This is a genomic window from Sphingomonas sp. H160509 (assembly GCF_024124765.2).
Taxonomy (GTDB): domain Bacteria; phylum Pseudomonadota; class Alphaproteobacteria; order Sphingomonadales; family Sphingomonadaceae; genus Sphingomonas.
This window is the reverse complement of record NZ_JAMXSR020000002.1, coordinates 1,125,655-1,152,653: the sequence shown is the minus strand read 5'-3', so window position 1 is coordinate 1,152,653 and position 26,999 is coordinate 1,125,655. Positions and strand designations below refer to the sequence as shown.

General features: G+C 65.8%; 20 protein-coding genes and 4 pseudogenes. 10 read left to right on the top strand and 14 right to left on the bottom strand.

Features of this window, described 5'->3' with window-relative positions:
• Positions 1 to 3: 3 nt before the first annotated feature.
• Positions 4 to 3,063 (bottom strand): TonB-dependent receptor, encoded by a 3,060-nt coding sequence (locus tag NHF48_RS07190; protein WP_253070678.1) that lies wholly within the window; start codon positions 3,061 to 3,063, stop codon positions 4 to 6.
• A 204-nt stretch (positions 3,064 to 3,267) separates the two neighbouring features.
• On the opposite strand from NHF48_RS07190, the gene folE reads away from it, so the two are divergent.
• From folE to NHF48_RS07170, 4 genes are all read left to right on the top strand, one after another.
• A complete protein-coding gene (folE, locus tag NHF48_RS07185; RefSeq protein WP_253070677.1) occupies positions 3,268 to 3,906 on the top strand; it encodes a GTP cyclohydrolase I FolE in 639 nt (212 codons plus the stop codon).
• Entirely contained in the window at positions 3,906 to 4,499 is a 594-nt protein-coding gene (locus NHF48_RS07180; RefSeq protein WP_342454602.1) for an SDR family NAD(P)-dependent oxidoreductase, read from the top strand. The genes folE and NHF48_RS07180 overlap by 1 nt, the downstream gene beginning before the upstream one ends.
• Positions 4,500 to 4,658: 159 nt before the next feature.
• Complete coding sequence (locus NHF48_RS07175) at positions 4,659 to 5,015, top strand: dihydroneopterin aldolase (RefSeq protein WP_253070676.1); 357 nt, start codon at positions 4,659 to 4,661, stop codon at positions 5,013 to 5,015.
• A gap of 232 nt (positions 5,016 to 5,247) precedes the next feature.
• Positions 5,248 to 5,925, top strand: coding sequence for a type 1 glutamine amidotransferase domain-containing protein (locus NHF48_RS07170; protein ID WP_253070675.1), 678 nt, complete (start codon positions 5,248 to 5,250; stop codon positions 5,923 to 5,925).
• A 43-nt stretch (positions 5,926 to 5,968) separates the two neighbouring features.
• Here the strand turns inward: NHF48_RS07170 and leuA are convergent, their stop codons facing one another.
• The 6 genes from leuA to miaA form a co-directional block, all read right to left on the bottom strand.
• The gene (leuA, locus tag NHF48_RS07165) at positions 5,969 to 7,627 is read right to left on the bottom strand and encodes a 2-isopropylmalate synthase (protein ID WP_253070674.1); all 1,659 of its coding nucleotides are present in this window, start codon (positions 7,625 to 7,627) and stop codon (positions 5,969 to 5,971) included.
• Positions 7,628 to 7,819: 192 nt separating this feature from the next.
• A complete protein-coding gene (locus NHF48_RS07160; RefSeq protein ID WP_253070673.1) occupies positions 7,820 to 8,425 on the bottom strand; it encodes a YceI family protein in 606 nt (201 codons plus the stop codon).
• A gap of 448 nt (positions 8,426 to 8,873) precedes the next feature.
• The gene (gene ilvC / locus NHF48_RS07155; protein WP_253070672.1) at positions 8,874 to 9,893 is read right to left on the bottom strand and encodes a ketol-acid reductoisomerase; all 1,020 of its coding nucleotides are present in this window, start codon (positions 9,891 to 9,893) and stop codon (positions 8,874 to 8,876) included.
• 140 nt (positions 9,894 to 10,033) lie between these two features.
• Positions 10,034 to 10,549, bottom strand: coding sequence for an acetolactate synthase small subunit (ilvN, locus tag NHF48_RS07150; RefSeq protein ID WP_056048113.1), 516 nt, complete (start codon positions 10,547 to 10,549; stop codon positions 10,034 to 10,036).
• Between the two features lie 138 nt (positions 10,550 to 10,687).
• Positions 10,688 to 12,436: an acetolactate synthase 3 large subunit gene (locus NHF48_RS07145; RefSeq protein WP_107954978.1), complete on the bottom strand. Its 1,749-nt coding sequence runs from the start codon at positions 12,434 to 12,436 to the stop codon at positions 10,688 to 10,690.
• A gap of 82 nt (positions 12,437 to 12,518) precedes the next feature.
• Positions 12,519 to 13,448: a tRNA (adenosine(37)-N6)-dimethylallyltransferase MiaA gene (gene miaA, locus NHF48_RS07140; protein ID WP_253070671.1), complete on the bottom strand. Its 930-nt coding sequence runs from the start codon at positions 13,446 to 13,448 to the stop codon at positions 12,519 to 12,521.
• Here miaA and serB point away from each other — a divergent pair.
• Positions 13,441 to 14,323, top strand: a pseudogene (gene serB, locus NHF48_RS07135) (phosphoserine phosphatase SerB). The gene miaA and the pseudogene serB overlap by 8 nt on opposite strands.
• Positions 14,324 to 14,462: 139 nt before the next feature.
• On the opposite strand, the gene NHF48_RS07130 reads toward serB, so the two are convergent.
• From NHF48_RS07130 to NHF48_RS07120, 3 genes are all read right to left on the bottom strand, one after another.
• Complete coding sequence (locus NHF48_RS07130) at positions 14,463 to 14,948, bottom strand: hypothetical protein (protein ID WP_253070670.1); 486 nt, start codon at positions 14,946 to 14,948, stop codon at positions 14,463 to 14,465.
• 346 nt (positions 14,949 to 15,294) lie between these two features.
• A complete protein-coding gene (locus NHF48_RS07125) occupies positions 15,295 to 16,362 on the bottom strand; it encodes an SPOR domain-containing protein (protein ID WP_253070669.1) in 1,068 nt (355 codons plus the stop codon).
• Between the two features lie 251 nt (positions 16,363 to 16,613).
• On the bottom strand, positions 16,614 to 16,928 hold the full coding sequence (locus tag NHF48_RS07120; RefSeq protein ID WP_263816792.1) for a hypothetical protein: 315 nt from the start codon (positions 16,926 to 16,928) through the stop codon (positions 16,614 to 16,616).
• A 106-nt stretch (positions 16,929 to 17,034) separates the two neighbouring features.
• Between NHF48_RS07120 and NHF48_RS07115 the strand changes: the two genes are divergently transcribed.
• On the top strand, positions 17,035 to 17,883 hold the full coding sequence (locus NHF48_RS07115) for an SPOR domain-containing protein (RefSeq protein WP_253070667.1): 849 nt from the start codon (positions 17,035 to 17,037) through the stop codon (positions 17,881 to 17,883).
• Positions 17,884 to 18,039: 156 nt separating this feature from the next.
• Here NHF48_RS07115 and NHF48_RS07110 read toward each other — a convergent pair.
• Together NHF48_RS07110 and NHF48_RS07105 are read right to left on the bottom strand one after the other, a co-directional pair.
• Positions 18,040 to 19,262 (bottom strand): annotated as a pseudogene (locus NHF48_RS07110) (dihydroorotase).
• On the bottom strand, positions 19,259 to 20,245 hold the full coding sequence (locus NHF48_RS07105; RefSeq protein ID WP_253070666.1) for an aspartate carbamoyltransferase catalytic subunit: 987 nt from the start codon (positions 20,243 to 20,245) through the stop codon (positions 19,259 to 19,261). The pseudogene NHF48_RS07110 and the gene NHF48_RS07105 overlap by 4 nt, the downstream one beginning before the upstream one ends.
• 858 nt (positions 20,246 to 21,103) lie before the next feature.
• Between NHF48_RS07105 and NHF48_RS07100 the strand changes: the two genes are divergently transcribed.
• The gene (locus NHF48_RS07100) at positions 21,104 to 21,904 is read left to right on the top strand and encodes a hypothetical protein (protein WP_253070665.1); all 801 of its coding nucleotides are present in this window, start codon (positions 21,104 to 21,106) and stop codon (positions 21,902 to 21,904) included.
• On the opposite strand, the gene ruvX is transcribed toward NHF48_RS07100, so the two are convergent.
• Entirely contained in the window at positions 21,901 to 22,368 is a 468-nt protein-coding gene (gene ruvX, locus NHF48_RS07095) for a Holliday junction resolvase RuvX (RefSeq protein ID WP_060524389.1), read from the bottom strand. The genes NHF48_RS07100 and ruvX overlap by 4 nt on opposite strands.
• Positions 22,365 to 23,471, bottom strand: coding sequence for a DUF3089 domain-containing protein (locus NHF48_RS07090; RefSeq protein ID WP_253070664.1), 1,107 nt, complete (start codon positions 23,469 to 23,471; stop codon positions 22,365 to 22,367). Before NHF48_RS07090 ends, ruvX begins: the two co-directional genes overlap by 4 nt.
• Before the next feature lie 247 nt (positions 23,472 to 23,718).
• Between NHF48_RS07090 and gatC the strand changes: the two genes are divergently transcribed.
• The 3 genes and pseudogenes from gatC (at position 23,719) to gatB (ending at position 26,988) form a co-directional block, all read left to right on the top strand.
• On the top strand, positions 23,719 to 24,021 hold the full coding sequence (gene gatC, locus NHF48_RS07085; RefSeq protein ID WP_056048145.1) for an Asp-tRNA(Asn)/Glu-tRNA(Gln) amidotransferase subunit GatC: 303 nt from the start codon (positions 23,719 to 23,721) through the stop codon (positions 24,019 to 24,021).
• Positions 24,021 to 25,506: pseudogene (gene gatA / locus NHF48_RS07080) on the top strand (Asp-tRNA(Asn)/Glu-tRNA(Gln) amidotransferase subunit GatA). Before gatC ends, gatA begins: the two are co-directional and overlap by 1 nt.
• A 1-nt stretch (position 25,507) precedes the next feature.
• A pseudogene (gene gatB, locus NHF48_RS07075) lies at positions 25,508 to 26,988 on the top strand (Asp-tRNA(Asn)/Glu-tRNA(Gln) amidotransferase subunit GatB).
• Positions 26,989 to 26,999: the final 11 nt, after the last annotated feature.

Here is a 26,999-nt window from a genome sequence, read left to right as displayed (position 1 = left end):
CCCTCAGAACTTGAACCCAGCCGCAATCCCATACCGGCGCGGGTCGATCGTGAAGATATTCGTGAATAGCCCCGACGACTGATCGCCGACCGCCTGACCCGTGATCGAGTCATTGTTCGTCAAATTCTGCACGAAGCCGCGCAGGAACCAGCGGTCTTCGGCGCCGTTCAGCTGCACCTGCGCATTGATCACCTCGTAGCCCTGCACGCGGTCGACCAGCTGGTTGAAGATCGATGCGGTAAAGCCGCCGGTGTAGTTGAGGTCCACGCGCGGCACGATCGACATGCCGTTGCCGAACCCGATCGTGTACTGCGCGCCCGCCGAGAATTTGTAGGTCGGTGCCTGGGGCAGCTTGCCGCCGCGGATGTTGACGCCGACGCCGTCGATGACGCTGTACGGCAGAGCACCGGTCGGGACGCCGAACAGCGCGCGCAGCGCCGCTGGAGGATTGGCTGCAGTGGAGGCCAGCACCGAGCACAGGCTGTACGCGCCGGTGGTGTTGGTCGTCTGGATCGCCACGGGTGCGCGCAAGCCGAGACCTGAGTTCACCGCGCCGACATAGGTGTTCACCCCGACGATATTGCCCGCGGTGGTCGGCACGACCGCGCAGTTCGCGGCGCTCTGCAGATCCTTGATGATCACCGCGTCGGAGCGGCCGCCCGACGGATCGCGCGGATTGACCAGGAACTTGTCCGCCGACACCTCGCTGTGAAGGTAGCTCGCGTTCATGTTGACGACGAACGCCGGGATCGGGCTGAGGATCGCTTCCGCCTCGACGCCGTAGACATTGGCGTCGACATTGTCGTTGACCGCGGTCCGCGCGACGATCCGGCTCAGCTGCAACTGCTTGTACTTGTAGTAGAAGCCCGTGACGTTGAGCCGCAGCGCGCCGTTACCGAAGGTATTCTTCGAGCCGATCTCGAACGAGTCGATCTTCTCGGGCGTGAACGTCGTCGGCACCGAGAAGGTCGCGGGCAGTGGCGGATTGATGCCGCCCGACTTGTAGCCGCGCGAATAGGACACGTAGATCAGATTGTCGGGCGAGATCTTGTAGTCGATCACCGCACGGCCGGTGAGCCGCGAGAAGCTGACCTTGTCGAGCGCATATTCCTGCACCCCGGCACGCGTGGAGTCGAAATCGGTGGTGGTGTAGTTCAGCCCCTGCGTCATGTTCGTCGCGCCGATCGGGGTGAGCACGTTCAGCGTGATGTTGCGCGCCTTCACGTCCTTCTCGTCGTGATTGTAGCGCAGGCCGAGCGTCAGCTTCAGCTTGTCGTTGAACTCGAAATAGGTCTCGCCAAAGATACCGTAGGATTTCAGGCGGAAATCGTCTCCGTCGTTGCGGTAGAACGGCGTCGCGAGGAACGCGTTGCCGTTGACGCCCGGGATCGCCGCCGAGCTGGCCGCGCCGAGCACGCCCGATGCGTAATCCAGCCCGAACGCGTTGACGAAATAGTCGGTGTTTTGGCTGCGCGAGTCGACATAGATGCCGCCGAGCAGGAAATTGAACATGCCGTCGAACGAGCTGTCGATATGCGCCTCGGCCGAATATTGCCGGTTCACCTGGCGCGAGCGATCGACGTCGAGGCTCTGCGCATAACAGCCGATGCCGTTGCCGCCGAACACGCCGACATTGTTCGGATCGGCACCCGACTGGCACGCGCCGCCGGCCGGGCCATTGGGGATCAGCACGGAACGGACGCCATTGAGATAGCCGGTATTGACCAGCGCGCCGCCGGGAAGCGGGATCACCACGCCGGGGCGGCCGATCGCGTTCAGCGTGTTCAGGCCGACATTGGCCGCGAGGGGATTCTCGACCGCGAGGTTGAAATCGGTCGTGCTGTCGACGGTGTTGCGCGAGAACCCGCCCGTGAAGTTGAACGAAACCGGACCGAAATCATGGAAGATCTTGGCGGTGTACTGCTCTTCCTCGGCGAAATAGGTTGGGTTTGAGTCGATCCGGACGGTGCGGACGTCGCCGGGATTGACCACCCCGGCATAGGTGTCGGTCGCATACAGGTTCTGCAGGCCGATCGCGGCAATCTCGGGATGCCCGAGCTGCGTGCCGGCGATCCCGAAATACTGAGTCGAGGCAAGCGTCGCGGCCAGCGTCGAGTTGCCGTTCGGCGTCTCGTTCGCGAGCCGGTCGGGAAGACAGCCCAGGATGCCGGTCGGATCGCGGTGGCAGAGCTGCTTCTGGATACGGCTGCGATTGTCCTTCTCGCGGAAATAATAGCCGATCAGGTCGACGCGGGTATCGCTGGTCGGCTCCCACGACAACGTGCCGCGGATCGAATACAGGTCGCGCCCATCGATCTTTGAATTGTCATAGGTGTTCTTGGTATAGCCGTCGCGGTTGAGATACGTGCCCGCGACGCGGATGCCGAGCGTGTCGGTGAAGGGCAGGTTGATCATAGCCCGCGCGCGCTTCGAATCATAATTGCCGTATTCGGCCTCGGCGGCGGCGTGGATCCCCGACAGGTCCGGCTTGGCGGTGATGAAGTTGACCACGCCCGAGGTCGCGTTACGGCCGAACAGCGTACCCTGCGGGCCGCGCAGGACCTCGATCCGCTCGAGATCGAAGAACTCGCTTTCGAACAGTCGCGTGGTGACCAGCGGCATGTCGTTGACGTGGATCGCGGTCGCCTGGTCGCAGGTCGCGCCGACGCAGAGATCGCCGATGCCGCGGATCGTGAAGCTCGACGTGGTGAAATTGGTCTTGGTGAAGGTGACGTTGGGCAACGTCTGCTGGAGCGCACTCGGGTTGACGATCTGCTGCTTCGAGATCGTGTCCGCGGTAAAAGCGCTCACTGCAATCGGAACATCCTGCAAACGTTGCGATTGGCGTTGCGCGGTAACCACGATATCCTGCGACGCATAGGCGCTGGCCGCGGTATCGGCGGGGGTGGTCTGGGTCGATGTGCTGGGCGTCGACGGCGCTTCCTGCCCGGGGCCATTGGTGGGGCCGGCATTTCCAGCCGATGTGGTGGCCGTCTGGGCCATTGCCGGCGCAATCGACAGGAGTATCATCGCCGAGGCGGCGAGCAATTCGAACTTGGCCATGTCAGTCCTCTCCCCCGATCGTGCCGGTCTGTGCCGATTCACGATTTAGTTTTTCAGGTATGGCGAAGTAACGACGAAAACGATCTAGCGTCAACGCATTTTGAGCCCCGGATTACTGGGATTTATGGCGCGTTGCTGAAATGAAACAGTTGCAAAAGAGGACCCATGTTCCGATGTTTGGGTATGCTGACAAAGGGTGTTGCGATGCGGGATGAACTGAACGGGTCCGAGGGGCGGCCAGCTGGGGGCGATGTACTGGGTCCCGACGGCAAGGTGATTGTGCCCGAAGACGTAGCGTCGGCGATCCGTACGCTGATCCGCTGGGCGGGCGACGATCCGACCCGCGAGGGGCTGCTCGATACACCGCGCCGTGTTGCACGTGCGTGGAAGGAATATTGCGCGGGCTATGGCGACGATCCTGCGAAACACCTCGAACGCGTGTTCGAGGAAGTCGGCGGGTACGACGAGATCGTGCTGCTCAAGGACATCCCGTTCCAGTCCCACTGCGAGCATCACATGGCGCCGATCATCGGCAAGGCGCACATCGCGTACCTGCCGCGCAATCATGTCGTCGGCATCTCGAAGCTCGCGCGCGTGCTGCACGGGTTCGCGCGGCGGCTGCAGGTGCAGGAGCGGCTGACCGCGGAAGTGGCGGACTGCATCTGGGACAACCTAAAGCCGCAGGGCGTCGCGGTGGTGATCGAGGCGAGCCATGCCTGCATGACCGCGCGCGGCGTCCGCACGCCGGGGGTGACGATGGTCACCAGCCGGATGATGGGCGTGTTCCGCGACGACGAGCGCAGCCGCAAGGAAGTGCTGGCCTTGATGGGGCGTGGCGTTTGATGCGAACCGTCCTGGTGACGGGCGGGGCGAAGCGGCTGGGTGCGGCGATCGTCCGGCGGCTGGCTGCGGACGGGCATGCCGTGGTCGTGCATCAGGGACACTCGCCCGACGAGGCGGCCGCGCTGGTGGCGGAGATCGTCGACGGGGGAGGGCATGCTGCTTCGATAGCGGGTGACCTGAGCGATCTGGGCACGATCGGCGACCTGTTCGCGGCGGCACGCTCGGCGATTGGCGGGCCGATCGACGGGCTGGTGAACTGCGCGTCGAAGTTCGAATTCGACCGACCGCCGACCGTCGATCCGATGCTGTTCGCCGAGCTTGGCGCGATCAATTGTGGCGCTCCCGTGCTGCTGGCCTCTGCGCTGGCGTCGCAGGACGATGTCACCGATGGCGCGGTGGTCAATGTGCTCGACCAGAAGGTGGCCAACCTCAACCCGGACTTCTTCTCGTATAGCTGCGGCAAGATCGCGCTGGAGGGGGGCGACGACGATGCTGGCACAGGCGCTCGGCCCGCGCATCGCGGTCAACGCGGTATCGCCGGGTCTGACCTTGCCGAGCGGAGACCAGAGCGAGGGAGGAGTTCGCGGCCGTAGCGAGTGACAATCTGCTCCAGCGACCGGTCGGCGCCGAAGCGGTTGCGGACGCGGTTGCGTGGCTGCTGACCGCAAAAGGCGTGACGGGGCAGAATGTGTTCGTCGATTGCGGGCAGCGGTTTCTTCGCCGCGATGGCGACGTGATGTTTGAGGGACGACATGGCTGAGTTCACGACGATCCTCGACGGGCTTGAGGTCATGATGCGGCTGGGCATCCACCCGCACGAGGTCGCGCCGCAACGCGTAGTCGTCTCGGTGGAGATGACGGTCGTGTATCCAGGCCCGCTCGGCGAGGATGCGATCGGGGAAGTGCTCGATTACGACTTCGTCCGCGCAGGAATCCTGGCGATGGTGGAGGAGCGCCCGTTCAAGTTGCAGGAGACGCTCTGTGAGGCGATCGCCGCGCTTTGCCTGAGTGACGAACGGGTCAGGCGGGTCGAGATCGAGACGATGAAGACCGACGTCTACCCCGATGCCGCGATCGGGTGTCGGATCGTACGGGATCGCCTGATCTAGCTGGAGATTGATCAGCGTTTGGGAAAGACTTGTTTCCCCGCGAAGGCGGGGATCCAGCCTGGGCTCCCGCCTTCGCGGGAGAACAAGGAGGGGCATGGCGTCGTATGATTGCCGACCGGCCCTGCCCAAGGCGATAGTCCCACGTTCGGGCGCATTTCGTTTCATATGCGTAAGGCGCCGATCCTAGTGCCGGGTCGTTCTCTCCCCGTAATCCCCGATCCGGAGACCAAAGTTGAAAATTCTCGTCGTCCTCACCTCGCATGCCGATCTCGGCGATACCGGCCGCAAGACCGGCTTCTGGCTCGAGGAACTCGCCGCGCCGTATTACGTGTTCAAGGATGCGCGTGCTGACATCACGCTCGCGTCGCCGGCCGGTGGCCAGCCGCCGCTCGATCCAAGCAGCGCCAAGCCCGAAGCGCAGACCGATGCGACGCGGCGGTTCGACGCCGATGCGGAGGCCACCGCGGCGCTCGCCGATACGCGCGTACTGTCCGACATGCAGATCGCCGACTACGACGCAGTATTCTATCCCGGTGGGCACGGGCCGCTCTGGGATCTCGCCAACGATCCGGCATCGATCGCGTTGATCGAGACCGCGATCGGCGCAGGCAAGCCCGTCGCGCTGGTCTGTCACGCACCCGGCGTGCTGCGCGACGTGAGGGCCGCCGATGGCGCGCCGCTCGTGAAGGGCAAAACGGTCACCGGCTTCACCAACAGCGAAGAGGCGGCCGTTGGGCTTAGCGATGTCGTGCCGTTCCTCGTCGAGGACATGCTGCAGCAGAAGGGCGGCACCTATTCCAAGACCGCCGACTGGGGCGTGTACGTGGTCGAGGACGGCCTGCTGATCACCGGCCAGAACCCCGCCTCGTCAGCAAAGGCGGCACAGGCGTTGCTGGCAAAGCTGGCGTAAGGAGAAACGGCCACCGGTTCACCCGGTGGCCGTCTTTATGACGTCAGGCGCGGTTGGCGGCGCTCAGGACCGCACGGACCGAGGCAGTGGCAATGTCGGTATCCATGCCGACGCCGAACACGGTCCGACCCTCGGCAGTCCGGCATTCGACATACGCCGCCGCCTGCGCGTCCGCCCCGTGGCCGATCGCGTGCTCGTTGTAATCGACGACGTCGAGCGTAGGCCCGGTCGACTCCGCGATCGCCGCGATCACGCCGGAGATCAGGCCGTTGCCGCGCCCCGAGATCGACCGCTCTTCGCCATCGATCGCGACGCGGCCGATGAACACCCGCTGCCCCGAGGCGCCGCTCTCCTCGTAATCGCGCAGTTCTACCCGGTCGTCCGCCTGCGGCATGTAGGTCCGCTCGAACAGGGTCCAGATATCGCCTGCGTTCAGCTCGCGGCTGGTCTCATCGGCATAGGCCTGGACATGCCGGCTGAAGTCCGCCTGCAACCGTTTGGGCAGCTTCAGCCCCTTGTCCTGCTCGATCACCCAGGCGACGCCGCCCTTGCCCGACTGCGAGTTGACGCGGATCACCGCCTCGTAGCTGCGGCCGAGATCGGCGGGGTCGATCGGCAGATAGGGCACCTCCCACAGCGTGTCGTTCTTCGCCTCCTGCGCCGCGAAGCCCTTCTTGATCGCGTCCTGATGCGAGCCCGAGAAGGCGGTGAAGACCAGGTCGCCGGCATAGGGCGTGCGCGGGTGGACGGGGATGTTGGTGCAGTAATTGACCGTGTTCACGACCCCGTCGATGTCCGACAGGTCGAGCTTCGGATCGACGCCCTGCGTGTACATGTTGAGCGCGACGGTCACGAGATCGCAATTGCCGGTGCGCTCGCCATTGCCGAGCAGGCAGCCCTCGACGCGGTCCGCGCCCGCCATCATGCCGAGCTCCGCCGCCGCGACGCCGGTGCCGCGGTCGTTATGCGTGTGCAGCGATATCGCCACCGCCTCACGGTTGCGAATGTTGCGGCCGAACCATTCGATCTGGTCGGCATAGATGTTCGGCGTCGCGCACTCGACGGTCGCGGGCAGGTTGAAGATGATCGGATTGTCGGACGTTGGCATCAGCACGTCCATCACCGCCTCGCAAACTTCCAGCGAGAAATCGAGTTCGGCGGTCGAGAACGTCTCCGGGCTGTATTCGAACTGCCAGCGGACGTTAGGCTGCTTGGCGGCTTCGTCGCGCAACACCTTCGCGCCATCCACGGCGATCTGCTTCACCTGCGCACGGTCCATGCCGAACACGATCTTGCGCCACGCCGGCGACACCGCGTTGTAGAGATGGACGATCGCGGTCTTCGCGCCGACCAGGCTGGCAAAGCTCGTCTCTATCAGGTCGCGGCGCGACTGGGTCAGCACCTGGATCGATACGTCGTCGGGGATCCGCCCGGTCTTCACGAGGCCCGAGATGAAGTCGAATTCGGTCGCGCCCGCGCTCGGGAAACCGACCTCGATCTCCTTCAGGCCGACCTTGCAGAGCAGGTCGAAGAAACGCGTCTTCTTCTCCGCGTCCATCGGATCGATCAGCGCCTGGTTGCCGTCGCGCAGATCGGTGGAGAGCCAGCGCGGCGGTTTGACGATCGTCTTCGACGGCCATTGGCGGTCGGGCAGGTCGACTTGCGGGAAGGGTCGGTATTTGGTCGATGGGTCGCGCAGCATGGCTCGTGTCTCTCGTCGTCGGGAGCGTTCGGGTCAGCCCTTAGGCGCGAGGCGCGGGGCATGGCCACCGCGCAAACGATCGGCGCGCCTAAGGGCGCGTAAGTCGAAGCAGCAGGAGGCGGCCATACGTCATTAACGTCGTCCTATCGCGCGGACACAGTCCGTGTCCAGCGCGATAGAAAATTCGACAGATTATTGCGCCGAGAACGCAGCGTTGATCGTCAGGTCGACCTTGTCCGACACGACCGGGGCGTAGGCGCCGAGATTGAAGTCGCTGCGCTTGATCGAGGTCGTCGCGCGGAAGCCGAAGTTGAGCTTCTTGTTCATCGGGTTCGCGCCCGCGCCGATGAAGGTTGCCTGGAGCACGACCGGCTTGGTGACGCCCTTGAGCGTGAGGTCGCCGGTGATCGTCGCCTTGTCGCCGGTCGCGACGACCTTGGTCGAGACGAACTTGGCGGTCGGGTAGGTCGCGGCGTCGAAGAAATCCTTCGACTTCAGATGACCGGCGAACGGTGCCGCGGTGACCGAGAGCTGGTCGATCGCGAAGTTCACCTCGACCTTGGTCGCGTTCGGCTTGGCGGGATCGATCGTGATGCTGCCACCCGACGCGCCGAGCTGCCCTTCGAGCATCGAGAAGCCCATGTGGTTAACCTGCCACGTGACCTGCGTGTGGTTGGGATCGACCGCGTAGGTGCCGGCGGCGACGCGCGCCTTGACGGGGGCGCCGGGGACGCCTGCGGTCTGCGCGAGAACGGGCGCGGCGGTGAGGGCGAGAATGGTGGCTAGGACTAGGCGCATGCGGGGTCTCCTGTTTGACGCGCGATGCTGGCCGAGCGGGGCGAGCGCGTCAAACGACGTTATGCCAACGCTGTGTTTCGGAATTGAGTCGGTGGGGAGGGGGCGGAGAGGGGCACCGCTCGTTCTTGTTCCCCCCGCGGACGCGGGGGCCCAACTAAACCACGATTACCGCCCGAGATCCTGGACCCCCGCGTTCGCGAGGGAACAGAAAGGGGAGACTGCTCCCACCTTATAATAATAATACCACCCCGGCGAAGGCCGGGGCCCAATGGGGGGGCGTCGCTAACGGAAGACAGCGTTCCGTTACTCGAACCTTCCCAACTGGGCCCCGGCCTTCGCCGGGGTGGTGGCACGCGCGGGAACGCCAACCCGTCGGACCCGGCGAAGCCGTGCCCTATGGGCAGGCTCCGTCGTGCCGGCCGCGCTCACGCGCTGTCGCGCGCTCGCGTCAGTTCTTGGCCTTATCAACGAGAGCATTCTTACCAATCCAAGGCATCATCCCACGCAACTCCGACCCGATCTTCTCGATCGGATGCGCCAGCGCCTGCTTGCGCGCCGCCTTCAGCTCAGGCTGCCCAGCACGGTTGTCGAGGATGAAGTTCTTCACGAACCGGCCCGACTGGATGTCCGCCAGCACGCGCTTCATCTCGGCCTTGGTCTCCGCCGTGATGATCCGCGGACCCGTCGTGATGTCGCCATATTCGGCGGTGTTCGAGATCGAATAGCGCATGTTGGCGATGCCGCCCTCGTACAGCAGGTCGACGATCAGCTTGGTCTCGTGGAGGCACTCGAAATACGCCATTTCGGGCGCGTAGCCGGCTTCGACCAGCGTCTCGAACCCGGCCTGGATCAGGTGGGTGATGCCGCCGCACAGCACGGCCTGCTCACCGAACAGGTCGGTCTCGCATTCCTCGCGGAAGTTGGTCTCGATGATACCCGAACGCCCGCCGCCGACGCCGCTGGCATAGGCGAGGGCGATGTCATGCGCGTTGCCCGACTTGTCCTGGTCGATCGCGATCAGGCAGGGAACGCCGCCGCCGCGGACATATTCGCTGCGCACGGTGTGGCCGGGGCCCTTGGGCGCGATCATGATGACGTCGAGATCGGCGCGCGGCTCGATCAGGCCGAAATGCACGTTGAGGCCGTGGGCGAACGCGATCGTCGCGCCTTGCTTGAGGTTGTCGTGCAAGTCGGCAGCGTAGATCGCCGCCTGATGCTCGTCAGGCGCGAGGATCATGACGATGTCGGCCCAGACTGCAGCTTCCTTGTTCGACTTGACCGCGAAGCCTGCCTCGATCGCCTTCTTGGCGGTCGCCGAGCCCTCGCGGAGCGCGATCGCGACGTCCTTGACGCCCGAATCGCGGAGGTTCTGCGCGTGGGCGTGACCCTGCGAACCGTACCCGACGATCGCGATCTTCTTGTCGGTGATGAGGTTCAGGTCGGCGTCGCGATCGTAATAGACACGCATTGGAATGGTCCTTTCGATAAGGTGTGTCCCTCCGCGAAGGCGGAGGTCCAGGCTGGGCTCCCGCCTTCGGACGCCCTTCAAAGTATTACTTTGAAGGAAAGCCCTTCGCGGGAGAACAAAACTTTAAAAGCGGAGAAGTGTTACGCCGGCTCTTTGCCGCGGGCGATCGCGACGATGCCGGTTCGGGCGACTTCGATCAGACCGACTTCACCCATGAGTTCGACGAACTTGTCGATCTTGTCGATGCCGCCGGTGACCTCAAACACGAAGCTCGACGTCGTCGCATCGACCACGCGCGCCCGGTAGACGTCGGCGAGGCGCAGCGCCTCGATCCGGTGGTCGCCGGTGCCGCGGACCTTCACCAGCGCGAGCTCGCGCTCGACATGCGCGCCCTGTGCGGTGAGGTCGGTGACCTTGTGCACCGGCACCAGCCGGTCGAGCTGGGCGATGATCTGCTCCATCGTCGCCGGCGACGCGCTGGTGACGATCGTGATGCGGCTGACCGACTTGTCGGCGGTGATCTCGCTCACCGTCAGGCTCTCGATATTATATCCGCGCGCGGTGAACAGACCGGCGATCCGGGCGAGGATGCCCGGTTCGTTGTCGACGATGACGGCGAGCGTGTGCCGCTCGGCCTTTTCCTGGGAAATGTGCATGGTTCTTTACTCTCCCCTTCCGTTTGCGGGAGGGGTTGGGGGAGGGGAGGCGAGGGGCTGCCGACGGCATGGTCATCAGGCCCTCCCCTAACCCCTCCCGCAGGCGGAAGGGGAATTCGGTGGCGATCTGGGCTGCCATCACACCAGCGCCTTCGCTTCGTCGTCCATCGTGCCGGACACTTCGTTCGCCTGCAGGATCATGTCGGTATGCGCGGCGCCCGACGGGATCATCGGGAAGCAGTTGGTCAGCTGCGACACGCGGCAATCGACGATCACCGGGCCGTCATATGCCAGCATCTCGGCGATCCCGCTGTCGAGCTGATCGCGCGTCTCGATCAGGATGCCCTTCCAGCCATACGCCTCACCTAGCTTGACGAAATCGGGCAGCGAATCCGAATAGCTCTCGGCATAGCGGCTCTCATAGGTGAGCTCCTGCCACTGGCGGACCATGCCCATATACTGGTTGTTGAGGATGAAGATCTTCACCGGCAACCGGTATTGCGACGCGGTCGCCAGCTCCTGGATGTTCATCTGGATCGACGCTTCGCCGGCGATGTCGATCACCAGCGCGTTCGGGTTGCCGAGCTGCGCGCCGATCGCCGCGGGCAGGCCGTAGCCCATCGTCCCGAGACCACCACTGGTCAGCCACTTGTTCGGCTTCTCGAACCCGAAATGCTGTGCCGCCCACATCTGGTGCTGGCCGACCTCGGTCGTGATGATCGGCGAGCGCGCGTGCGTGGCGTCGAACAGCGCCCGGATCGCGCGTTGCGGCATGATCTCGGTCGGATCGTTCTCGGGGAAATCGAGACACTTCACCGCACGCCAGCCGGCGATCCGCCGCTGCCAGTCGGTCGTGTCGGGCTTGGGATGCTGGCGGCTCTTCCAGATCCGGACCATGTCCTCGAGCGCATGACCGACGTCCGCGATGATGCCGAGATCGACGCGCACCGTCTTGTTCACCGACGAGCGATCGATGTCGATATGCACTTTCCGCGAGTTCGGGCTGAACGCATCCAGCCGCCCCGTCACGCGGTCGTCGAAGCGCGAGCCGAGCGCGACGACGAGGTCGGCCTGGTTCATCGCCATGTTGGCCTCGTACGTGCCGTGCATCCCGAGCATGCCGAGCCACTGCGGGCCGGACGCGGGATAGGCGCCGAGGCCCATCAGCGTCGACGTCACCGGCGCGCCGGTGATGCGGACGAGTTCGCACAGCAACTGGCTCGCGGCGGGGCCGGAATTGATGATGCCGCCGCCGGTATACAGGATCGGACGTTCGGCCGCGGCGAGCATGTCGACCAGCTGCTCGATCTGCGACTGGTCGGCCTTCACCTGCGGGCGATAGGTCTTGTGCTGGATCGGGCCCGGCTTCTTGTACCTAGCCGTCGCGACCTGCACGTCCTTGGGAATGTCGACGACCACCGGCCCCGGACGCCCCGAGGTGGCGATGTGGAACGCCTCGTGGATCACGTCGCCAAGCTTGGCGGGATCCTTCACGAGGTAGTTGTGCTTCGAGCAGTGGCGCGTGATGCCGACGGTATCGGCCTCCTGGAACGCGTCGGTGCCGATCAGCGCCGTCGGCACCTGGCCGGTGATCACGACCATCGGGATCGAATCCATCAGCGCGTCGGTGATGCCGGTGACCGCGTTGGTCGCGCCGGGGCCCGAGGTGACGAGCACCACGCCGGGCTTGCCGGTCGAGCGGGCATAGCCTTCCGCCGCATGCGTCGCGGCCTGTTCGTGGCGCACCAAAATGTGCTTGATCCGGCCGCTGCGGAACAGCGCATCGTAGATCGGCAGCACGGCACCACCCGGATAGCCGAAGACGACCTCCACGCCGAGATCGCACAGCGCCTCGATCAGGATATCGGCTCCACTCTTCTCGGTCATTTCATATCATCCTTTGCGGGAACGCAGCCTTTAGCGTCTCGTGGAGGGGCCGGCTATCGATATAAAAGATGCGTGTCAAACATCATTTGAGCAATATAGTTTCAAATTGCTGCAGGCGCGTTGAGAGATCGAGGGCTTCGGTGCGGGTCCAGATGGGCGGCGGCTGGTGCCGGAGCCACGTATATTGCCGCTTGGCATAGCGCCGCGTGGCGAGCGATCCGGCGGCGATGGCATCGGGTTTCGAGGTCTCGCCGCGGACGAGCTCGGCGATTTCGGGCACACCGATCGCGCGGCGGATCGGGGCGTCCGGCGGGATATCGGTGCGCGCGAGCAGCGCGGTGATTTCCTCGCGGCTGGTGTCGGCCATCTCGGCGAAGCGCTGGTCGATGCGCGCGTTGAGCCAGTCGCGGTCGGGGATCAGGATGAGCGCGCGGATATCGATCGTCTCGCCGATCCCGCCGACCTTCTCGGTCTGCCAGTCGGCGAGCGTCCGGCCGGTGGCGCGGATGACTTCGAGCGCGCGAGCGACGCGGGTGGTGTCGGCTGCGTTGAGCTTGGCGGCGGCCTGCGGGTCAAGTTGCGCGAGCGCGGTGTGTGCTTCGGCGACAGGGAGGGCACGGACTTGCTTGCGAAGGGCCGGGTCGATCTCGGGTACGGGAGCGATACCTTCGAGCAAGGTGCGGATATAGAGCCCCGTGCCACCCACCAAAATCGGCAGCTTCCCCTCCGCGAGCGTATGGTGGATCGCCACCGTCGCCTCGGCGGCCCAGCGCGCGGCGGAGTAGCTCGCATCGGCGGCATCCACATGGCCGAACAGCCGGTGCGGGGCGCTTGCTTCGTCTTCCGCCGAAGGTCGCGCGGTGAGGATGCGGAGGTCGGCATAGACCTGCGCGGAGTCGGCGTTGATGACGACGCCATCGTGGCGCGCGGCGATGGCCAGCGCGAGCGCGGACTTGCCGCTCGCGGTCGGCCCTGCGATGAGCGCGACCTTCGGGAGATGTTCAATGTTCACGGCAACGCTTATAGCCTCGGGCACGCTGACCGCAGGCGATATTTCGACCGCGATGGACCGCCTGCGCGACGCCGGCTGCGCACCGGGCGCGAGCGGCTGGATCGACGATGGCGATGCCGCCGACCTGATCTTCGGGATGGCGCCGGATGCGGCTCGGGTTGCGCTCGAGGGGGCGTTTGCTGCGACGGACGTCGTCGTGCAGTCGAGCCTGACGCGCACCAAGACGTTGATCGTCGCCGACATGGATTCCACCGTGATCACCGTCGAATGCATCGACGAACTCGCGGATTACGCTGGCATCAAGCCGCAGATCGCGGAGATCACAGAGCGCGCGATGCGCGGTGAACTCGATTTCGAAGCGGCGCTCGATGCTCGCGTGGCCCTCCTAAAGGGGCTGGCCGAAAGCGACATCGAACGCTGTCTGACCGAACGCGTGAAGATCATGCCCGGCGCGAAAGCGTTGGTGCGGACGATGCGCTCGCGGGGGGGCTCTCGCGGTGCTGGTGTCGGGCGGTTTCACGCGGTTTGCGGAACCGGTGGCGAAGGAGATCGGGTTCGATCGCGCGATCGCCAACGTGCTGGAGATCGAGGGTGGCGTGCTGACGGGAACGGTGACCAAGCCGATCGTCGGGTCGAACACGAAGCTTACCACGCTACGGGCGGCGATCGCCGAGCAGGGGATCGTAGTCGAAGATTCGCTCGCAGTCGGCGACGGTGCGAACGACCTTGCGATGATCGAGGCGGCGGGTCTGGGAGTGGCCTACCACGCCAAGCCGATCGTCGCGGCCGCTGCGGCGGCGCGGATCGATCACGGCGACCTGACGGCACTACTCTACGCGCAGGGTATCGCGCGGCACGATTGGGTGATGGACTAGGTTCTTACCCCTCCCTGGAAGGGAGGGGCAGGGGGTGGGTCGGTTTCCGCGAGTTCGGACCGTCGTGGCTCGAGCCGGCCAACCCACCCCCAACCCCTCCCTTCCAGGGAGGGTAGCAGAAGTGAAGCTGGAGTGAGGTTTACCCCTTCGCCAACGGCGTACCGCTCGCGTTGCACACATACGTCGCGAGTTCCTCACGCAACGGCAAACCCTTGATCGGGCGCAGCGGGCCATCATGCGCCACATTGGTCTCGACCAGCGCGCGGTTCGGACCGACCCCCAGCACATGGAACAACCGCTTGCCGCAATCCGTCTCGGTACGCGCATAGGCGACCTTACCATCATGCTCCTGCCGCAGGATCGCGATGATCGTACCGCTGGCCGCCTTCCGCTCGCGCAACAGGAAATGCCGCGACGTAGGATCGGACGGGGTCGGGATAAGCCGCCCCTTCACGGTCAGTTGCTCGGGCTTGGGCACCGCCACCTCGGTCTCGGCAAGGTTGCGCAACGACACGCCATTATCCACCATCGCGTCGTTGCTCATAGTCGTCGCAGGCTGCTCGCCAGAACACGCGGCCAACAGCGTTGCGCCGGCAACTGCCAGCGCCAAGGTCTTCGAAATCATGCATCTAGCTCCCGGTCGATGTCGAAACGAAACGACCGGTCCGGCTATTTGATCCCTGCCGCACCCGATCGCTCATCCGCCGGGCAAAGGCACGATCACTCAGCGCGCCCTCTTGTCAGCCACCCGGTGCACCCGCGCGACGGACTTCGGCGGAACGGCAGGGTCGCAGATGCGACGCGTCGGTTGGCACGCAATCCCGACCGTCGAACACCCTTTGACGCTACCCGCGGAAGGACACGCGCGGCACTGTTGCTTGACCTCGGTGCAGGTCGATGGCGCCGACAACAGCGCCAAGGTCAGAAAGAACATTCGCACATCCTCGTCATGAGTATCGTAGCGGCCGGGCTCATTCGCTCAGGGGCGCGACGATCACACACGCCACGCCAGACGCCGAGCAAGCCCGCGTCGCATCCGCCTTCGACGCAAAGCCACCCGCCTGGAGCCGCGTCACGCTGCCGGCCTTCGCGTAGAAGGGCTGAGCACCACGTAGCTTGCCGCGGACCTTGTTCCACTGCGTCTCGGCATTGCCCTGGTCGCGGAACGCGCCGAGCTGGACGCGCCAATTGCCCGTCGCACGCACGGGCGCGGGCTTGGCCGCTATAGCTTTTGCCGGAGCAGGTTTCGTCGGCGCAGGCTTGGGCGGTTTCACCTGCGCCTGCCTGACCGGTGTCGGCTCGCGCGTCGGTGTCGGTTCCCGCGTAGGGGCCGGTTCGCGGGTCGGCCCGGGAATGCGCGCAGGAAGCGAACTCGGCGGCAGCTTCGACGGACGCGGCGCGCTGGCGATACGCGACGGCGCCACCGGCGTTTGCCCGACCGTAGCACGCGAAGGCCCCGGCGGCGGGGACTGTAACGCATATTGCTGCGCCAGCGCGGTGCCCTTCTCGCGGTCGGTGGGCGAGATATACTGGTCCATCTGCGCCAGCGTCTGCGAGGCCGACTGCAATCCCGAAGCCGAGGCCCGCGTCATCATTGCATACGCCCGCGGGAAATCGCGCGGTATGCCATCGCCGTTGAACAGCATCGTCCCGAGCACGAGTTGCGCCCGCGGCTCACCATGCGCGACCGACTTCTGCAGCCACGGCAGCGCATCCGTCTTCTTGCCGGCCTGGAACAGCGCGAGCCCATAATTATCGGCGGCCTGCACATGCCCTTGCATCGCCGCCTTCCGGAACCAGCTCTCGGCCAGCACCGGATCAAGCGGTACGCCGCGCCCGAGCTTGTACGCCTGCGCCAGGTTGAACTGCGCGTCCGCATCGCCTGCTACCGCTAGTGGGCGCCACTCGGTGATCGCACGCGGATAATCGCCCTTCGCCCAGGCATCGACGCCGGCCTTCACATCCGCAAACGCGGGGGCGGCGGCCAGCATTCCGCTCAACGCGATCGCACCCACCAAAAGCTTACGCCGAACCGTCATCGCCATCCCTCATACCGTCTCGCCGCCACCATGCCGCCGTTCGTCGCGCAAGGCAAAGGGCGACCGTTCCCGATCCCCAACATCGCGCCTCCGTAAGTCATTATGAAGTCGCGTTAACCGCTTCTTTAAACCGATATGGCACTCCGTACGCGAATACCGGGAGTGGGAACTATGTGCGGTCTAGCGTTTGCCATGAAACAGGGATTGCCCCGATGACCACGCGCGCCCTCCTCCTCGGCGGCATCTCCGCCCTACTGCTCGGCGGTACGATGGTCGGCTGTGCCGCGAACGGGGGCGGCATCGCCTCGGCCAGCGACCGCAATGCGGCCCTCGCGACAAAGGCCGCGGCCGGCACGGCGGGGCAGGCGCAGGCGGCACTTGCGCGCAACGATGGTCCCATCGCGATCGGCTATGCGGAGGGTGCGGTGGCGCTGATGCCGCAGCAGGCGGACTACCGGATGCTGCTCGGCCAGAGCTATCTCAAGGGCGGGCGGTTCGCCTCGGCCTCGCACGCGTTCGCCGACGCGCTGCAACTGTCGCCGACCAACGGCAGGGGCGGCGCTCAACCTCGCGCTGTCGCAGATCGCGACCGGAGACTGGCAGTCGGCACGCCACAGCCTCGAAGCAAACGCTGCGATCATCCCGGCGGTCGATCGCGGCCTTGCTCTTTCTTTGGCGGGCGACACCGCCGGCGGGATCGCGGTCCTGACCGAAGCCGCCCGTTCGCCCGCGTCGAGCGCGAAGGTGCGCCAGAACCTCGCGCTGAGCTTCGCGCTGGCGGGACGCTGGCAGGAAGCACGCGTCGTTGCCGCGGCGGACATGGCACCAGCAGACGTCGACGCCCGGCTCGAGCAATGGGCGCTATTCGCCCAGCCGGCCAAGGCGTCGGACCAGGTGGCGAGCCTGCTCGGCGTTCGCGCAGTGGCGGATGCGGGACAGCCGGTCGCGCTGGCGTTGAACGCGCCTGCGCCGGGTGTTCCGGAACAGGCCTTGGCTGCAGCGGATCCGGTCATCGCGCCGACCGAAGCTGCGCCTGTGCAGCTCGCTTCGGTATCAGCAGCTGGCGTCTCGAGAATCGCGTTCGGACCGCGACAGGAAGTCGTCCAGGCGTTGCCGACGATGATGCTCCGTCCGGCCGGCGGCCCGATCAAGGTCGCGTCCGCGCCCATGTCGTCGGGTCGCGCCATGGCGACTGCGGCGTATCAGGTGAAGGCGCCGGCAACCGGCAACTGGTACGTCCAGCTTGGCGCCTTCGAGAGCGCGGGGGTCGCAAGAGACGGCTGGGCCCGCGCCGCACGCCGGTTCGCGGTACTCGCCAGCTATTCGCCGAACGGCATGACGTTCAAAGCGAAGGGCGAGGATGTCTATCGCCTCTCGGTCGGCGGGTTCAGCAAGTCGGCGGCGAATGCGATGTGCCGCCAGTATCACGCCAAGGGCGGCGCCTGTTTCGTCCGCCAAGGCGCGGGCGACGTCATGGCGCAGTGGTTGCGCAAGCCCGGCATGCAGATGGCGTCGCGATAGGAGGGGGCGCCTCGGCCAGAGCAACGACCACCCCGGCGAAGGCCGGGGCCCAGTTGGGAGGTAGGCGTAACGGAGCGCTGTCCTCAGTTTGCGACGTCCCCCAACTGGGCCCCGGCCTCCGCCGGGGCGCTTAAGTATACAGTCGACGCGACGGACTCACAGAACCTCGCGCCCACCCTTCCACAACCGCAACACGCGCCCCTGCACCGGCAAGCCATCGAACGGCGTATTCCCCGCCTCCGCCAGAAACTCTTCCCCGACGATCTGCCAAGGCGCGAGCCGGTCGAACAGCATCAGGTCCGCGGGCTTGCCGACCTCCAAAGTCCCCGTATCCAGCCCCAGCACCCGCGCCGGATTGCTGGCGAGCAACGCGAACAGCCGCTCCAGCGTCAGCAGTTCGTCACGCACCAGCATCAGCGCGAGCGGCAACAGCGTCTCCGCCCCCCGCCATCCCACTGCTCGAATCGGTAAACGGCAGCCGCTTTTCCTCGGGCCCCCCGCGGCTCATGTCCCGAACACAGCACGTCGATCGTGCCGTCTGCGATCGCCTCGAGCGCCGCCCGCCGGTCACTCTCCGCGCGCAAAGGCGGCGATAGCAAAGCGAACGACCGGAAATCACTGACCGCGATCTCCGACAGATGCAGATGGGCCGGCGTAATCCCGCAGGTTACCGAGACGCCGCGACGCTTCGCCGCCCGGATCAGGTCGAATCCGGCAGCCGTCGTAACCTGGCGAATATGGATCCGAGCCCCAGTATCCTCGGCCAGCATCAGGTCGCGCGCGATCGCCAGCGCCTCCGCCACCGCGGGCGCAGCAGGCAGGCCAAGCCGCGTCGCCGTCTCGCCCTCGGTCGCGACCGCCCCGGCGGTCAGTCCGCCATCCTCGGCATGCGCGATCACCGTCACGTCGAGATCACGCGCATAGGCCAGCGCGCGCCGCATCACGCCACTATCGGCGATCCAGTGCTTGCCCGTGCCCACCGCCTTCGCACCAGCCGAAAGACAGATCGCCATCTCTGCAAGGTCGTGGCCTTCGAGCCCGCGCGTGGCGGCGGCGATCGGGTGGATCCAGAGGTCTGGCTTGCCGATCAACGCGGCGCGCTGGACGATACCGGGGTCGTCCAGCACCGGCGACTGGTCGGGCATCAATCCGATCCGCACGATCCCGCCAGCGCGGAAGGCGGCACGGTCGACGTTCGCCACGCCGAGATCGACGATCCCGGGCGCGACCGTCTTGCCGCCACAGTCGACGATGTCCGCATCGGCCGGAATATCGACGATCCCGGTCGCGACGATCACACCGTCGCGAACCAGCACATTACCCTTCGTCACGCCGCCAACCGGGCAGGCGAGCGTCGCGTTGGTGAGTGCGAGGATCATGCCCACCCCTCCACGCCGCGCGCTCTTCGCGTCAGCACGTCAAGGCACGCCATCCGGACGGCGACCCCCATCTCGACCTGCTCGGTAATCGCCGATCGCGCATGATCCGCCACCGCGGAGTCGATTTCCACACCCCGGTTCATCGGGCCGGGATGCATCACCAGCGCGTCCGGCGCCGCCTTCGCCAACCGGTCGAGCGTCAGGCCGTAGCGTAGTCGGTATTCGCGCGTGGAGGGGACATAAGCGCCATCCATCCGCTCGTTCTGCAATCGCAGCATCATCACCACGTCCGCACCCTCCAACGCTTTGTCGAAATCGGTAAACGCACGCACGCCCATCCGCTCGATCATCGGTGGCATCAGCGTCGACGGCGCACAAACGCGGACCTCGGCTGCAAGCGCGGTGAGCGCCAGGATGTTGGATCGCGCGACCCGGCTGTGCAGCAGATCGCCACAGATAACCACGCGCTGCCCCGCGATCGAGCCCTTCCGCCGCCGGATCGTCAGCGCATCGAGCAGCGCCTGGGTCGGATGCTCATGCCGCCCATCGCCCGCGTTCAGCACCGGACAGTCGACCTTGTCCGCAATCAGCCGCACTGCGCCGCTCGACATGTGCCGGATCACGATCACGTCCGCGCGCATCGCGTTCAACGTCATCGCCGTATCGATCAGGGTCTCGCCCTTCTTCACGCTCGACTGCGCGGCGTGCATGTTGACGACATCCGCGCCGAGCCGCTTGCCCGCGATCTCGAACGACAGCAGCGTCCGCGTCGAGTTCTCGAAGAACGCGTTGATCTGGGTGAGCCCCGCGAGCCGCTTGTCGGGCGTCGCGTGCGTCCGGTTCGCGCCGACCCACGTCTCCGCCTCGTCGAGCAGGAACGCGATCTCGTGTGGCTGGAGCCCGTCGATACCGGTGAGATGCCGGTGCGGGAATACGGCGCCGCCTTCGATGAGGGCGGCGGGGCGGTGATCTGAGGTTCGCATTAAAAGCGCGGGATAGTGTCCGCGGGGGGCAGGGGGCAAGCGTCGCGCGACGCCTCGCTGCATCCGCATGGTTAACCGCATTTTAGCGCGGGCATGGGATGGCGATGGCGAACGGGGGGAATATGCAGGACGCAGCGGCACGGACGATGGGGCGATGGTGGGAAACGCGGTGGTTCGCGCTGGCACTCGTCCTGGCGTCCGCGGTGCCGTTGCTATGGCCCGCGCTGCCCCCGCTCGGCGACCTGCCCGGCCATATGGGCCGCTGGCATATCGCCATGGCGCTGCCGACCTCGCCCGATCTCCAACGCTATTACGCGTACCACTGGGCGCTGATCCCCAATCTGGGCATGGACCTGCTCGTACCAGCGTTGTCGCACCTGTTCCCCTTCGAGGTCGCAACCAAGCTGGCGGTGATCGCGATCCCGATGCTGACCGCCACCGGACTGTTATGGGCCGCGCGAGAGGCGCATGGGCGCATACCGCCGACCGCGATGTTCGCGTTGCCGCTCGCCTATGCGTGGCCGTTCCAGTTCGGCTTCGTCAACTTCGCGCTGTCGCAGGCGCTGGCGTTCTGCGCACTGGCACTGTGGATCCGGCTAGGGCGACAGGATCGCCTGATCATGCGCGCGCTGCTCTTCGTACCCATCGCATGCGTAATATGGATTTCGCACAGCTTCGGCTGGGGGCTGCTGGGGCTGATGGCGGCAGGCGCGGACATCGCGCGGCTCCGCACCGCAGGCCGTGGCTGGCCGGCGGCGCTCGTCGGTGCGGCGATCCAGTGTCTGTCGATGACGGTCCCGCTCCTCGTCATGCTGGCGTCTATCGGGGCCGGGACGGGCGCGGCAGCGGGCGGACTCGGTGGGGGAGGGCTGGTTCGACGCACCGGTGAAGCTGGTATGGCTCGTTTCGCTGTTTCGCGACCACTGGCCATGGTTCGATCTCCTCTCGCTGCTGCCGTTGATCGCCATCCTGTATGCGGGAATGCGGAGCGCTCGCCTCGGGTTCTTGCCGCTGCTGGGCATCCCCGCGCTGTTGTGCCTCGCAGCGTTCGTCGTCCTCCCACGATTGCTGATGGGGGGCGCCTATGTCGACATGCGGATGGCACCCGCCGCGGTAATGCTGGGGTTGATCGCGATCGCGCCGCGCGATTCGCGAATGGCACGCACGCTGGCCGTGATGGCCACCGCATTCCTGGTCCTGCGCCTGGCAGGCACGACGCTGAGCTTTGTCGAACGCTCCAGCGAACAACAACGCGAACTCGCGGCTGTTGCAGCCATCCCGCACGGCGCTGCGGTACTCTCGTTAGTCGAGTTGCCATGCGGAGGCGCGTGGGACGACGCACGGCGAAATCACCTTCCAGCCCTCGCGATCGTCCGCCGCGACGCATTCACCAACGAGCAATGGGCGATCGAAGGACAGCAATCGCTGCACATCCGCTACGCGATCGCCGCACCCTATACCGGGGACCCGACCCAGAGCGTCTTTCCGTCGATCTGTTCGACCGTCGGCTCCAACTTCGCCAAGACGATCGCACGGTTTCCCCGTGCCGCGTTCACACACGTCTGGACGATCGGTTTCCCGCCAGGGGCTGCAAAGGCCGCCGACCTGCACGTCATATGGACCGACGGCCAGTCCACCCTCTACCAGGTCGCGCGCTAGATCTGCGCCGTCACCAGTGCATCGATCGCACCCTGGAGGATGTAGGCGGCGGCCATCTTGTCGACGAGTTCGGCGCGTTTGGCGCGGCTGGCGTCCTGTTCGATCAGCGTGCGGGTGACCGCGACGGTCGACCAGCGCTCGTCCTGGAGCAGGATGGGCAGGCCCATGTCCTTGAGGTTCTGCGCGAACGCCCGCGTCGATTGCGACCGCGGGCTCTCGCTACCGTCGAGGTTGATTGGCAGGCCGATGACGAGCCCGACGACCGCCTGCGCCTTGATGATCTCGGCAAGCGCGGCTTTGTCCTTTTGGAACTTGGTGCGGCGGATCAGGAGGGCAGGGCTCGCGAACGACCAGCCTGCGTCGCAGAGTGCGGTGCCGATCGTCTTGGTGCCGACGTCGAGGCCGATCAGCCGGCCGCCGTTCGGGAGCGCGTCGCGGAACTGCGCGGCGGAGAGCGTAATCATTTAAAGGCCTTCAGGCGGCGGTTGGCGTCGGCGCGGATGTTTGCCCAGAACAGGCTGTAGTCGTAGACGTGGTAGTTGTTGCCGGGCAGCACGTACGGCCCGAGGTTCGGGCCCTCACCGATCAGCAGGAAGCCGCGGTCGGCACAGCGCGCGGGGACGCTGCCGATCGCAATGGTCGCGGTCTTGAGGTCGGCGGACGGTACCAGCGTGCCTAGGTTGGCGGTGGCGGGCGCGGTCGCGTCGGCGGTGCCGGTCAGCGGGTTGGTGCAGACCATCGGAGTGGCCTTTCGCGGCTGGCCGTTGAAGCCGGTGGTCTGATCGTAGGCATCGACAATCAGCGACGGATCCGCAGGTTCGGCAAAGCTCTCCCACGACAGGATACAGCCGGTCTGGTCGGCGGCGCGGCACTCTGAGAGGCCCATGCGGGGCAGGTCGGTCGCGCGCGACACGGGCCAGCCGACGACATACGCCGCGACGATCCGCGCCTTCAGCTTCGGGTCGTTCGCAACGCGGTCGCGGAGCAATCGGGTGAGGTGCAATGCGCCCTGGCTATGCCCGGCAAGGATGATCGGGCGGGTCGGGCCGGCTTCCTTGAGGAATCGGTCGAACGCCGCAGACACATCGCCGTAAGCGAGCGCCAGTGCGCGTTCACTATCCGCAACGCTGGTCAGGAACGCGCCGAACGTCGCCTGGCGATACCGCGGCGCCCAGATGTCGCCCGCTTCGTTGAACGCGCTCGCTTGGCCGCGCAGGAACAGTTCCGCTCGCGCATTGGTCTCGGGGTCGTCGATCGGCGCGTTCCAGTGGTCGCGGTTGATGTACGACGTCGGGTGGATGAAGAAGATCGCCGCACCCTTGCCGCGCTCGCCAGCCGTGTAACCGGGCGGCGTCCACAGCGCGGGATTACCCGGCGCATCGGGGCGGGCGAGCCACATGATTTTCCGCGCATAGATGTTCCGCGGGGCTTCGCGCTGCGCCTGGAAAGTCTCGCTTGGCACCATCACCGCGCGCATCAGCTGCGTGCCGAACAGGCGGTAGGCGAGCAGGGCGGCGATCGCGAGGACGATCATCGCGGCGACGAAATAGAGAAACTTGCGGGCCAAGCGGGACCTTCCGTGCAGGCGTTGAGGCTCCCGTGCCGGAAGCGAGGGAAGGTTGCAATCGGTGCGTTCTTATTGGGGAAACTGGCGGCGGCGCGGAAATGCCTCGTTCCCCCGCGGAGGCGGGGGCCCAGGATCTCGGGCGGTATCGTTGGTAATCCTGGGCCTCCGCCTCCGCGGGGGAACCAGAACAAGACGCGGCGCTAGAAGGGTGTTGCGCGCCCGCGCCACGCGGTGCTAGCCGCACGGCATGTCCGTAGATACTGCAACCGTGAAGCGGATCGCGAGCCTTGCGCGCATCGCGATCACCGACGAGGACGCCGCCCGCATGGCGCCGGAACTCGGAAACATCCTTGGCTGGATCGAGATGCTCGAAGAGGTCGACACGACCGGTATCGAGCCGATGACCGCCGTCATCCCCAACACGCTGCGGCTGCGCGACGACGTCGTCAATGCCGACCCGCTGACCGGCGGCGGCATCCGCGAGCAGGTTCTCGCCAACGCGCCCGTGGCCGAACACGGGTTCTTCGCCGTGCCCAAGGTGATCGAATAATGACCGACCTTACAGACCTCGGGATCGCAGGCATCCGCGACGGCGTCCGCGATGGTTCCTTCAAGGCGCGCGAAATCGCCGATGCGTTCATCGTAAAGGTGAGCCGGGCCAAGGCGTTGAACGCGTTTCTTGTCGAGACGCCTGAGCACGCGATCGCCGCCGCAACCGCCGCCGATACCGCGCGCCAGGCCGGAGAGACGCTCAAGCCGCTGGCCGGCGTGCCGATCGGCATGAAGGACCTGTTCTGCACCAAGGGCGTCACCACGACCGCGGCGAGCCATATCCTCGAAGGCTTCACGCCGACTTACGAATCGACCGTCTCGCAGAATCTGTGGGACGCGGGCGCGGGAATGCTCGGCAAGCTGAACATGGACCAGTTCGCGATGGGCTCGTCGAACGAGACCTCCGCGTTCGGCAACGTGATCTCGCCTTGGAAGCGCAACGACGGCGGTAACGCCTCGCTCGCCCCCGGCGGCTCGTCGGGCGGTTCGTCGTCGGCAGTCGCCGCGCGGCTCTGCCCCGGCGCGACCGGCACCGACACCGGCGGCTCGATCCGCCAGCCCGCCGCCTTTACCGGCATCTCGGGGATCAAGCCGACTTATGGCCGCTGCTCGCGCTGGGGGACGATCGCGTTCGCGTCGTCGCTCGACCAGGCCGGGTCGATGGCACGCGACGTCAAGGATTGCGCGATCCTGCTCGAGGCGATGGCCGGGTTTGACGCCAAGGACGGCACTTCGTTGCAGCTCGATGTGCCGAAGTGGGAAGCGGGTTTGTCCGGCAATCTCAACGGCCTGCGCGTCGGCATTCCCAAGGAGTATCGCGTCGACGGAATGCCTGAGGAGATCGAGGCGCTCTGGCAGCAGGGCATCGACTGGCTGAAGGATGCCGGCGCGACGATCGTCGAGGTCTCGCTCCCGCACACCAAATACGCGCTGCCCGCCTATTACATTATCGCGCCCGCCGAAGCGTCGTCGAACCTCGCGCGCTATGACGGCGTCCGCTACGGTATCCGCGACCTGCCGACCGGCGCCGGCTTGCAGGACATGTACGCCGCGACGCGTGCGGATGGCTTCGGTCCCGAGGTTAAGCGCCGCATCATGATCGGCACCTATGTGCTGTCGGCCGGTTTCTACGACGCGTATTACACGCAGGCGCAGAAGGTCCGGACGCTGATCGCGCGCGATTTCGAGCGGGCTTGGGAGACGTGCGACGTGCTGCTCACCCCGACCGCACCGTCGGCAGCGTTCGCGCTCGGCGAGAAGTCGGCCGATCCGATCGCGATGTATTTGAACGACGTCTTCACCGTGCCGTCGTCGCTCGCAGGGCTGCCGGCGATGTCGGTACCGGGTGGTCTCGACAAGCAGGGTCTGCCGCTCCGGGCTGCAGATCATCGGCAAGCCACTCGACGAACAAGGCGTGCTGAACGCAGGGCTCGCGATCGAACAGCGAGCAGGATTTACCGCGCGACCAGAGGCTTGGTGGTAACATGAGCGATTACAGAATCCAGGGCGAAACCGGCGAGTGGGAGGTCGTGGTCGGCCTCGAAGTGCACGCGCAGGTGACGTCGAACGCCAAGCTCTTCTCGGGCGCGGCGACCGCGTTCGGCGCGGAGCCCAATACGCAGGTGTCGCTGGTCGACGCCGCGATGCCGGGGATGCTGCCGGTGCCGAACCGCGAGTGCATCCGCCAGGCGGTCCGCACCGGCATGGCGATCGAGGCGCAGATCAACAAATGGTCGCGGTTCGACCGGAAGAACTATTTCTACGCCGATCTGCCGCAGGGCTATCAGATCAGTCAGCTCTATCATCCGATCGTCGGCGAAGGCGCGATCGACATCAGCCTCGACGAGAAGAATCCGGATGCCGCGGGCAAGCGGATCGGCGTCGAGCGCATCCATGTCGAGCAGGATGCGGGCAAGCTGATGCACGACCAGCATCCGACCCAGTCGTACGTCGATCTCAACCGGTCGGGCGTCGCGCTGATGGAGATCGTGTCGAAGCCCGATCTCGCTTCGCCAGCGGAAACAGGGGCTTACCTGCGGAAGCTGCGATCGATCCTGCGCTATGTCGGATCGTGCGACGGCAACATGGAAGAGGGCTCGATGCGCGCCGACGTCAACGTCAGCGTGCGCAAGCCCGGCGACGAGCTGGGCACGCGGACCGAGACGAAGAACGTCAATTCGGTGCGCTTCGTGATGGCGGTGGTCGAGCAGGAGGCCAGGCGTCAGGTCGAGGTGCTCGAGGCCGGCGGCAAGATCCAGCAGGAAACGCGACTCTACGATCCCGATCGCAACGAGACGCGATCGATGCGGTCGAAGGAAGACGCGCATGATTACCGCTACTTCCCCGATCCCGACCTGTTGCCGCTGGTGCTCGACGACGCGTTCCTGGCCGAGTGCCGTGCGTCGTTGCCGGAGCTGCCGGATGCGAAGCGCGCGCGGTACGAGGCGCTCGGGATCACCGCGTATCAGGCGACGGTGCTGACCGCCGAGGTCGAGGCGGCGCGGTGGTTCGATGCGTTGCTCGATGCTGGCGTGAAGCCCGCGGCGGCGGCGAACTGGACGACGTCGGAGCTGTTCGGCGCGCTCAACCGGACCGGCAAGGACATCGAGAATTCGCCGGTGTCGCCGGCGCAGGCGGCGGAACTGCTGGGGCTAATCGCGGACGGCACGCTGTCGGGGAGCCTCGCCAAGCAGGTGTTCGAGGTGATGCTCGAAACCGGCGACGGCGCGGCGAAGGTGGTCGAGGATCGCGGGTTGAAGCAGACCAGCGATACCGGCGCTATCGAGGCCGTGATCGCCGAGGTGATGGCGGCGAATGCGGACAAGGTCGCGGATTATCGTGGCGGCAAGGACAAGCTGTTCGGGTTCTTTGTGGGCCAGACGATGAAGGCGATGGGGGGAAGGCTAACCCTGCTGTGGTGAACGAGGTTCTGAAAGGGATGCTTGGGGAGTCGGCGGCTTCGTAAAGCTACCGACT

What these genes read in the sequence shown, in the direction of transcription:
- NHF48_RS07190 (WP_253070678.1), bottom strand. Translation starts at nt 3,063, where the DNA reads ATGGCCAAGTTCGAATTGCTCGCCGCCTCGGCGATGATACTCCTGTCG.
- folE (WP_253070677.1), top strand. Translation starts at nt 3,268, where the DNA reads ATGCGGGATGAACTGAACGGGTCCGAGGGGCGGCCAGCTGGGGGCGAT.
- NHF48_RS07180 (WP_342454602.1), top strand. Translation starts at nt 3,906, where the DNA reads ATGCGAACCGTCCTGGTGACGGGCGGGGCGAAGCGGCTGGGTGCGGCG.
- NHF48_RS07175 (WP_253070676.1), top strand. Translation starts at nt 4,659, where the DNA reads ATGGCTGAGTTCACGACGATCCTCGACGGGCTTGAGGTCATGATGCGG.
- leuA (WP_253070674.1), bottom strand. Translation starts at nt 7,627, where the DNA reads ATGCTGCGCGACCCATCGACCAAATACCGACCCTTCCCGCAAGTCGAC.
- NHF48_RS07160 (WP_253070673.1), bottom strand. Translation starts at nt 8,425, where the DNA reads ATGCGCCTAGTCCTAGCCACCATTCTCGCCCTCACCGCCGCGCCCGTT.
- ilvC (WP_253070672.1), bottom strand. Translation starts at nt 9,893, where the DNA reads ATGCGTGTCTATTACGATCGCGACGCCGACCTGAACCTCATCACCGAC.
- ilvN (WP_056048113.1), bottom strand. Translation starts at nt 10,549, where the DNA reads ATGCACATTTCCCAGGAAAAGGCCGAGCGGCACACGCTCGCCGTCATC.
- NHF48_RS07145 (WP_107954978.1), bottom strand. Translation starts at nt 12,436, where the DNA reads ATGACCGAGAAGAGTGGAGCCGATATCCTGATCGAGGCGCTGTGCGAT.
- NHF48_RS07130 (WP_253070670.1), bottom strand. Translation starts at nt 14,948, where the DNA reads ATGATTTCGAAGACCTTGGCGCTGGCAGTTGCCGGCGCAACGCTGTTG.
- NHF48_RS07125 (WP_253070669.1), bottom strand. Translation starts at nt 16,362, where the DNA reads ATGACGGTTCGGCGTAAGCTTTTGGTGGGTGCGATCGCGTTGAGCGGA.
- NHF48_RS07105 (WP_253070666.1), bottom strand. Translation starts at nt 20,245, where the DNA reads ATGCGAACCTCAGATCACCGCCCCGCCGCCCTCATCGAAGGCGGCGCC.
- ruvX (WP_060524389.1), bottom strand. Translation starts at nt 22,368, where the DNA reads ATGATTACGCTCTCCGCCGCGCAGTTCCGCGACGCGCTCCCGAACGGC.
- gatC (WP_056048145.1), top strand. Translation starts at nt 23,719, where the DNA reads ATGTCCGTAGATACTGCAACCGTGAAGCGGATCGCGAGCCTTGCGCGC.